The organism is Pelagibius sp. Alg239-R121 (genome assembly GCF_947331435.1).
GTDB lineage: Bacteria > Pseudomonadota > Alphaproteobacteria > Kiloniellales > Kiloniellaceae > Denitrobaculum.
In genome coordinates this window covers 1-1637 of sequence record NZ_CAMZOF010000040.1, presented here as the reverse complement: position 1 = coordinate 1637, position 1637 = coordinate 1, and the positions used below count along the sequence as shown (strand labels likewise).

Sequence of the window (1637 nt, the reverse complement as noted above, 5' to 3'; positions counted from 1 at the left end):
TAGTGTTAACTCTGTCTTCCGCTAAGGTCAGCAATGTAGAGATAGGTGCGTTTGAATTGCGACCTCCTCCTGCAACTGACCCTCTATAGCCTGATCCACACAAGGCCGGCGTAGACTAATACGCCAATACACATGGTTGCGATTACATGGTTTGTCAGAAGTGCAACAGCACAAGCAATCGTAGCGGCCACCCAGGTTTGAAGCGGTTGTCCAGCTAGCGAAGCCGCAACCAAGCTCACCACGATCAAACCGGGAAGGTCGTCGAGCATCCATGCATGACGGGACGCTCTGATTTTGTCGCCAGCGAACAAACCTACAGCCCTGATTGAAAAGGCTGCAATCGCAAGGACCAGAATGAGTGTCCAGTGGGACGCGGTCATTGTATCACCTGCCTAACTCGCCACACAAAACGTGAGGCGATCAGCCCGCAGAGCGCGCCAGCAACAATTGCATAGGCCTTGGGTAAGCCGAATGACGCGACAGCGATGGTCGTTCCGAAGGCAATCAACCAAGGCAAAGCACTGGGCCGACCGCGCCAAAGACCTCTGGCCATGGCGATGAAGGCGGCTGTGAAAGCAAAGCTGAGGCCAAATTTCTCCAGGTCGGGCAAGACAGCACCGACAATGGCACCCGCCGTTGTGGAAACCGTCCAGACTCCGATCATCACAAGCCCGGACCCGATAAGAAACGAGGCGCCAATATCCGAAGACTTCGCCCGTTCCGACATCGTTAGCGCCCAGTTCTCATCGCCTGTAACGTGGATGGCGAACAGCTTGATCCGCAAGGACAAGCCATTGAGCACCTCTGACAAAGACGCAGCGATACCAATGTAGCGTAGATTGAGAGCTGCCCCTGCGAGGGCCGCGCCCAAAACCGCTGAGGAACTCGCAAACTGCTCAACGGTGACGATCTGCGACGAACCCGCATGAACGGCGGCGCTCATCAAGCCGACACCCCACCATGGGAAACCAACTTGTGCGGCGAGCAAGCCGAAGGCAAAGCCGTAGAGTGCTGCCCCTGCTGCCAGAGGAAGAATAGCGAATGCACCATGTTTCATGCAGGCGAGAATACGCAGTTCACATGATGCGATATACTAGCTTTTTCTGATTTTCGTGATATTATTCGATCATTATATAAATAATTGCGAGATGATACGATCATGGATGCAGTGGATCGGAAACTCCTGGGAATTCTACAGGAAAATGCGAAAGCACCCATTCAAGAACTGGCGGACCGTGTGGCGACGTCGACCGCATCTGTGCAGCGCAGACTGAAAGCATTGCGTGAAACCGGGGTCATCGAAAAAGAGGTGGCTGTTCTCGACCCAAAGAGGCTTGGCTTCGGCGTGACCGCAATTATTGCTATTGAACTTGAGAGAGACCGTCTTGACCAGATTGATGCATTCAAACGAAAGGCCCGGGAGGATCGGCAGGTGACACATTTCTACTGTATTGCTGGGGATGCTGATTTCATGATGATCGTTATGGCGAATGATATCACTGACTACGAAACGTTCACGCATCGGTTTTTCTACGCAGATAAGAATGTACGAAAATTCAGAACGTCAATCGTTGTTTCAACGGAAAAAGCGACACTGAAGCTGCCGATCTGACAGCGAGAAAGCTGACCTTTGTCAC

3 protein-coding genes are annotated in these 1637 nt (G+C 52.6%); 1 reads left to right on the top strand and 2 read right to left on the bottom strand.

Features of this window, described 5'->3' with window-relative positions:
* Positions 1–83: 83 nt before the first annotated feature.
* Both QMZ18_RS37205 and QMZ18_RS36855 read right to left on the bottom strand, forming a co-directional pair.
* The gene (locus QMZ18_RS37205; protein ID WP_367575976.1) at positions 84–380 is read right to left on the bottom strand and encodes an AzlD domain-containing protein; all 297 of its coding nucleotides are present in this window, start codon (positions 378–380) and stop codon (positions 84–86) included.
* On the bottom strand, positions 377–1057 hold the full coding sequence (locus QMZ18_RS36855; RefSeq protein ID WP_282611433.1) for an AzlC family ABC transporter permease: 681 nt from the start codon (positions 1055–1057) through the stop codon (positions 377–379). Before QMZ18_RS36855 ends, QMZ18_RS37205 begins: the two co-directional genes overlap by 4 nt.
* Before the next feature lie 102 nt (positions 1058–1159).
* Here QMZ18_RS36855 and QMZ18_RS36850 point away from each other — a divergent pair, with 102 nt between their 5' ends.
* Positions 1160–1612 (top strand): Lrp/AsnC family transcriptional regulator, encoded by a 453-nt coding sequence (locus QMZ18_RS36850; protein WP_282611432.1) that lies wholly within the window; start codon positions 1160–1162, stop codon positions 1610–1612.
* Positions 1613–1637 lie beyond the last annotated feature (25 nt).